This window comes from Arthrobacter sp. Soil761, from assembly GCF_001428325.1.
Classification (GTDB): Bacteria; Actinomycetota; Actinomycetes; order Actinomycetales; family Micrococcaceae; genus Arthrobacter.
This window is the reverse complement of the sequence record NZ_LMSF01000028.1, coordinates 399,777-405,776: the sequence shown is the minus strand read 5'-3', so window position 1 is coordinate 405,776 and position 6,000 is coordinate 399,777. Positions and strand designations below refer to the sequence as shown.

Genomic DNA, 6,000 nt, shown 5'->3' with positions numbered 1-6,000 from the left:
ATTGATGGTGGTCACGCGCATGCGTCCGAGACCTCCCTGCACGCGGAGGACAAGGGTTACCACAAGAACCTCAAGCCCCGGCAGATCCAGATGATCGCGATCGGCGGCGCGATCGGCACCGGCCTGTTCCTGGGCGCCGGCGGCCGGCTCAACGCCGCGGGCCCGTCCCTGGTCATCGCCTACGCGGTCTGCGGRTTCTTCGCGTTCCTGATCCTGCGCGCCCTGGGCGAACTGGTCCTGCACCGGCCCTCCTCGGGCTCGTTCGTCTCCTACGCCCGCGAATTCTTCGGCGAAAAAGCCGCGTTCGTCTCCGGCTGGTTCTACTGGATCAACTGGGCCACCACCACCATCGTGGACATCACCGCCGCCGCCCTCTACATGCACTTCTTCGGCAACTACATCCCCTGGATGGCCGACGTCCCCCAGTGGGCCTGGGCACTGACCGCCCTCATCGTCGTCCTGGCCCTGAACCTGGTCTCGGTCAAGGTCTTCGGCGAAATGGAATTCTGGTTCGCCCTGATCAAGGTCGCCGCCCTGGTCGCGTTCCTCATCATCGGCACCTACTTCGTCATCTTCGGCACCCCCGTGGACGGCCAACAGGTCGGCATCAGCCTCCTGTCCGACAACGGCGGGATCTTCCCCAACGGCCTGCTGCCCATGATCATCCTCATGCAAGGCGTCCTGTTCGCCTACGCCTCCATCGAACTCGTCGGCACCGCCGCCGGCGAAACCGAAAACCCCGAAAAAATCATGCCCAAGGCCATCAACTCCGTGGTCTTCCGCATCGCCGTGTTCTACGTCGGCTCCGTGATCCTCCTGGCCCTGCTGCTGCCCTTCACCTCCTACCAAAAAGGCGTCAGCCCCTTCGTGACCTTCTTCGGCTCCATCGGCGTCCAGGGCGTAGACGTCATCATGAACCTCGTCGTCCTCACCGCCGCCCTGTCCTCCCTGAACGCCGGACTCTACTCCACCGGCCGGATCCTGCGCTCCATGTCCGTCAACGGCTCCGCACCCCGCTTCGCCTCCCGCATGAACAAAGCAGGCGTCCCCTACGGCGGCATCGCCATCACCGCCACCGTCTCCCTCCTCGGCGTCCCCCTGAACTACCTCGTCCCCGCCGAAGCCTTCGAAATCGTCCTGAACATCGCCTCCGTCGGCATCATCATGACCTGGGCCACCATCGTCCTGTGCCAAATCCAACTYAAACGCTGGGCCGACAAAGGCTGGGTCACCCGCCCCTCCTTCCGCATGTTCGGCGCCCCCTACACCGGCTACCTCTCCCTGCTCTTCCTCATCGGCGTCCTCATCATGGTCTTCATCGACTCACCCCTGACCATGCTCGTCACCGCCATCGCCTCCATCCTCATGGTCGCCGGCTGGTACGCCTGCCGCACCCGCATCCGCCAAATCGCCGAAACCCGCGACGGCTACACCGGNCTCGTCACCGCCATCGCCTCCATCCTCATGGTCGCCGGCTGGTACGCCTGCCGCACCCGCATCCGCCAAATCGCCGAAACCCGCGACGGCTACACCGGCATGTCGCCGGTGGTTGCCAATGCCCCGGCGGAGACCTTCAAAAAGTAGCTGCCCTGAACGACGGCGGCACCCAGGTCCTGGAAATCCAGGAGCCGGGTGCCGCCGTCGGGCGTTTAAGGCAGTGGCTCTTCTACTTTGACGGTTTGACCACCATGGCCGATCCGCCGCCGCGCCTGACCGGCTCGGCTGCCGCTAGTGTCCGGCCGTCCCCCAGGAATTCGATGGCGGTGGCCGCCCCGATCTCCGAGGCGGAGGAGAACGAGTCGCCCGATGGGGTCAGGGTGTGCGCGAAGCGCGACGTCAGTGCTGCGCCGTACTTGTCGATGAACGCCGGCTCAGCAGTGACGGCCTTGGTGTTCCGCTGTGAAGCACGGGGAGCGGCGATGGCGTCCGGGATGCTCATGCCCAGGTCGATGCGGTTGACCAGCGTCTGCAGCACCGTGGTGATGATGGTGGAGCCGCCCGGGGAGCCCAGGGCCAGGAACGGCTTGCCGTCCTCCAGCAGGATGGTGGGCGACATGGACGACCGCGGCCGCTTGCCCGGCTCGATCCGGTTGGGGTCGGCAGGGTCATAGACCGTGGAGAAGTCGGTCAGCTCGTTGTTGAGCAGGAACCCGCGGCCGGGAACCACCATGCCGGAGCCGCCGGTCTGTTCGATGGTCAGCGTGTACTCGACGACGTTGCCCCACTTGTCCGAGACGGTCATGTTGGTGGTGGAGATGTTTTCCGTGTCCTTCTCATCCGCGAGCGCAGCCGGTTTGACCGGGCAGGTGCCGTCGTAGGAGGTGACATCGCCTGCGGTCTTCAAGGGCTTAATAGCCGCGTGCATGGGATCAAGCTCGCAGGCACGCTCCTTGCCGAAGATGGGATCGGTCAGCGCCTTGGTGGGCACCTTCACGAACGCGGGGTCCCCCACGTACTTGGCACGGTCCGCGAAAGCCAGGGCGCTGGCCTCCAGGTAGTGGTGCAGCACGGCGGGCTGGTCAGCCTTGAGGGACGGGAGGTTGAACACGTCCAGGATGTTCAGCGACTCACCCACGGTGGTGCCGCCACTGCTGGAGGGTGCCATGCCGTAGACGTCATAGCCACGGTAGTTCACGTGGGTGGGGTCCTGGTCCAGGGCCTTGTAGTGCTCCAGGTCCTCCTCGGTCATGGAGCCTTTGGGCACAGGAAGCTTGGTGTCCGGAGACTTGGGCGGGTTCTGTACGGTCTTGGCGATCTCCTTGGCCAACGCTCCGTCGTAGAACGCGTCCATGCCCTTGTCTGCCAGCAGCCGGTAGGTGTCTGCGAGGTCAGGGTTCTTGAAGACCGAGCCCACCTCCGGGAGCTTCCCGTTATGCAGGTACAGGTCCTTGGTTGAGGTGAAGGCTTCAAACCGTTTCTGGTTGTCCGCCGTCTGGCTCCGGAACGTCTCGTCCACCACGAACCCGCGGTCCGCCACCTCGATGGCGGGTTCCAGCGCCTTCTTCAGGCTGAACTTTCCCCAGCGCTCCAGCGCGCGCTCCCAGGTGGCAGGCGTCCCCGGAACACCCACCGAGACGCCACTGGTGACAAGCTCGGGAGTGAACGGGTAGGGCTTGCCGGTGGCCGGATCGATGAACGCATCATGGGTAATCCCCGCCGGAGCCGTCTCGCGGCCGTCAATGGTGCTGACCTTTCCGGACGTCGCGTCGTAGTAAACGAAATAACCGCCGCCGCCAATGCCGGCGCTGTAGGGTTCGGTGACGCCAAGGGTGGCCGCAGCAGCCACGGCGGCGTCCACAGCGTTGCCTCCGTGACGGAGGACGTCAATGGCCGCCGCTGAAGCTTCCGGGTCCACGGTGCTGACGGCACCGCCGTAACCGGTGGCGGTGGGATTCTTGTCCGTGTGCCGTTCATCGGCGCCGTGTTGGTTGGTGGCAAAAGCAGGACTGATGGCCCCGGTGGTAACGCTCATAGCCAGCGCTGCAGTAACAGCTGCGAGCCGGCCTCCATAATGTGGCATGGTGGCTCCTAATTGGGGATTTGAGTGATGTGGGCCACGCTACTCTTCGGGTAGGACACACTCAACGGCTCCGGAAAGGGAGAGTGCAGCATGGCAGGATCCAAGCTCGCAGTGGTGGGCGCCGGGAGCGTCGGGACGTCGCTGGCGTACGCCGCGCTGATCCGCGGCTCCGCCAGCAGTATCGCCTTGTACGACGTCAACACGCCCAAGGCGGAGGCGGAAGCACTGGATCTTGCCCACGGCAGCCAGTTCGCCGCGGCGTCGGCCACCGTCACCGGCGGCGGGGATATCGCCGTCACGGAAGGCGCCGACGTCGTGGTCATCACGGCCGGCGCCAAGCAGAACCCAGGCCAGAGCCGCCTTGACCTGGCGGGGACCAATGTTCGGATCCTCGAGCAGCTGATGCCGCCTCTGCTGGAACGTGCGCCGGATGCTGTCTATGTCCTGGTGACCAACCCCTGCGACGTCCTGACGGTGGCTGCCCAGCGCATCTCCGGGCTGCCACCGGAACGGATTTTCTCCTCCGGCACGGTGCTGGATACGTCCCGGCTGCGGTGGCTCCTGGCCCTGGAGGCCGGGGTTTCCGTTACAAGCGTCCACGCCAGCATGGTGGGAGAGCACGGGGACACGGAGTTCCCGTTGTGGTCCGGCGCCACGATCGGTCCGGTCCCCATCAGGGACTGGACGGTGGGCGGGGAGCGGATCTTCACGCCCGAATACCTCGCCGGCACCGCCCGTGAAGTGGTGCAGGCCGCCTACAAGGTCATCGCCGGAAAAGGGGCCACGAACTACGCCATCGGCCTGTCCGGTGCCCGCATTGTGGAGGCGCTGCTCCGGGACGACAACGCTGTCCTTCCGGTTTCCACTGTGCTGTCGGGGCTGTACGGGATTTCCGGCGTGGCGCTGTCCCTCCCCAGCGTGGTGGGAAGGGGCGGGGTGCACCGCGTCCTGGAAACGCCCATGGACGACGTCGAGCTGGCCGCCCTGCACCATTCCGCGGACACGCTGCGGAACACGATGGACATGCTGGGGGTTTGAGCAGCGGCACGTCATGCAACGCCACCGCAACCCCGCCCGGTGCCTGCTTCACATATGCTCACCTGAGATGTCCACGCTGGCTCGACCACGACTGGCTCAATGACGAACCAACAGGAGTAACGCATGACCAACTGGCGGATCAGGGATTTCCACTCGGCGGACCTGGACGGCATCCTGCACCTGTGGGAGACGCTCAAGGCCCACAACGTCGAACCCGTATACGCCCTGTCCGAGGTCCTGGCATCGTGCGAAAAAGACCATGCGGTCGTTGCGGTGCAGGGCGAGCAGGTGGTGGGCGCCGCCGTGGGACGGGCGGCGCACGACCAGGGCTGGATCGTGTTCCTGGCCACCCTTCCCGAGTACCGCGGCAGGGGCATCGGCACCTCGCTGCTCGCCGCCGTCGAAAACCGGATGGCCCCGCACGGCCTGAACAAGCTCTCCGCCCTGATGCCTGAGTCCGAAACCCGAGTGGAGGCCTTCCTGGGCCGCGGCTTCGCACTCAAGAAGAACCTGCGCTACTTCGAGCGGACCATTCCCGTCCAGCGCCAGGAGCTCGGCGCCCTGGGCCAGCTGGGCGGCCGCGTCCTGGCCCGCGACCTTTGGGAAAACGTTGCCGGCATGCGCAGGGAAAAGGAACTGCTGGAACGGCGCCTGGTGCTGCCGCTCGCCGAGGCGGACCTGGCCGATGAATTCGGCGTGGTGCCGCCGCGCGCCGTCGTCCTTTTCGGGCCTCCCGGCACCGGCAAGACCACCTTTGCCAAGGCCATCGCCTCCCGGCTGGAGTGGCCGTTCGTGGAGGTCTTCCCGTCCCGCCTGGCCGGCGACCCGCAGGGCCTGGCCGGTGCGCTGCGCGAGACCTTCCTGGAAATCGCGGAACTGGAGCACGCGGTGGTGTTCATCGACGAGGTGGAGGAGATCGCCTCCCAGCGCGCCGGTGATCCGCCGTCACCGCTGCAGGGGGTGACCAACGAGCTGCTGAAGATCATTCCCGCATTCCGGGAACAGCCCGGCAGGCTCCTGGTCTGCGCCACCAACTTCATCCGCGCCCTCGACTCGGCCTTCCTGCGCCACGGGCGGTTCGACTACGTCATCCCCATCGGGCTGCCGGACCGGCAGGCCCGGGAGGCGATGTGGCAGCGTTTCATCCCGGCGGCCGTGGTGGACGCCGTGGACGTCGAACTCTTGGTGGAACGTACCGAGGGCTTCTCCCCGGCCGACATCGAGTACGCGGCCCGCAGCGCCTCCCAACGGGCGCTGGAAAAAGCCGTGTACGACGACGGCGGGCTGGCCTCCGGGGGCGACGTTTCCGTCCGCGCCGCCGTCAGGAAAGGTCCCTCCACCCAGGACTACCTCGACGCCATTGGTGATACCCGCACCACCGTGAGCGCGGAGGTGCAGGCGGACTTCCTGGAGGACATCGAAGCGCTGGGACGGGTCTAGTC

The 6,000-nt window shown here is 66.0% G+C and carries 3 protein-coding genes and 1 pseudogene; 3 read left to right on the top strand and 1 reads right to left on the bottom strand.

Annotated elements, in window-relative coordinates; all coding sequences use genetic code 11:
- A pseudogene (locus ASG79_RS16425) lies at positions 1 to 1,436 on the top strand (amino acid permease); the annotation flags it as partial.
- Positions 1,437 to 1,666: 230 nt separating this feature from the next.
- Here ASG79_RS16425 and ggt read toward each other — a convergent pair.
- Positions 1,667 to 3,520, bottom strand: coding sequence for a gamma-glutamyltransferase (gene ggt / locus ASG79_RS16420; protein WP_056392512.1), 1,854 nt, complete (start codon positions 3,518 to 3,520; stop codon positions 1,667 to 1,669).
- 90 nt (positions 3,521 to 3,610) lie between these two features.
- Between ggt and ASG79_RS16415 the strand changes: the two genes are divergently transcribed.
- Positions 3,611 to 4,558 carry an L-lactate dehydrogenase gene (locus tag ASG79_RS16415; protein WP_018769713.1) on the top strand — a complete coding sequence of 316 codons (948 nt, stop codon included), beginning with the start codon at positions 3,611 to 3,613 and terminating at the stop codon, positions 4,556 to 4,558.
- 123 nt (positions 4,559 to 4,681) lie between these two features.
- Positions 4,682 to 5,998, top strand: coding sequence for an ATP-binding protein (locus ASG79_RS16410; RefSeq protein ID WP_018769714.1), 1,317 nt, complete (start codon positions 4,682 to 4,684; stop codon positions 5,996 to 5,998).
- Positions 5,999 to 6,000 lie beyond the last annotated feature (2 nt).

Coding starts and splice junctions, on each gene's coding strand:
- ggt (WP_056392512.1), bottom strand. CDS start 3,520: ATGCCACATTATGGAGGCCGGCTCGCAGCTGTTACTGCAGCGCTGGCT.
- ASG79_RS16415 (WP_018769713.1), top strand. CDS start 3,611: ATGGCAGGATCCAAGCTCGCAGTGGTGGGCGCCGGGAGCGTCGGGACG.
- ASG79_RS16410 (WP_018769714.1), top strand. CDS start 4,682: ATGACCAACTGGCGGATCAGGGATTTCCACTCGGCGGACCTGGACGGC.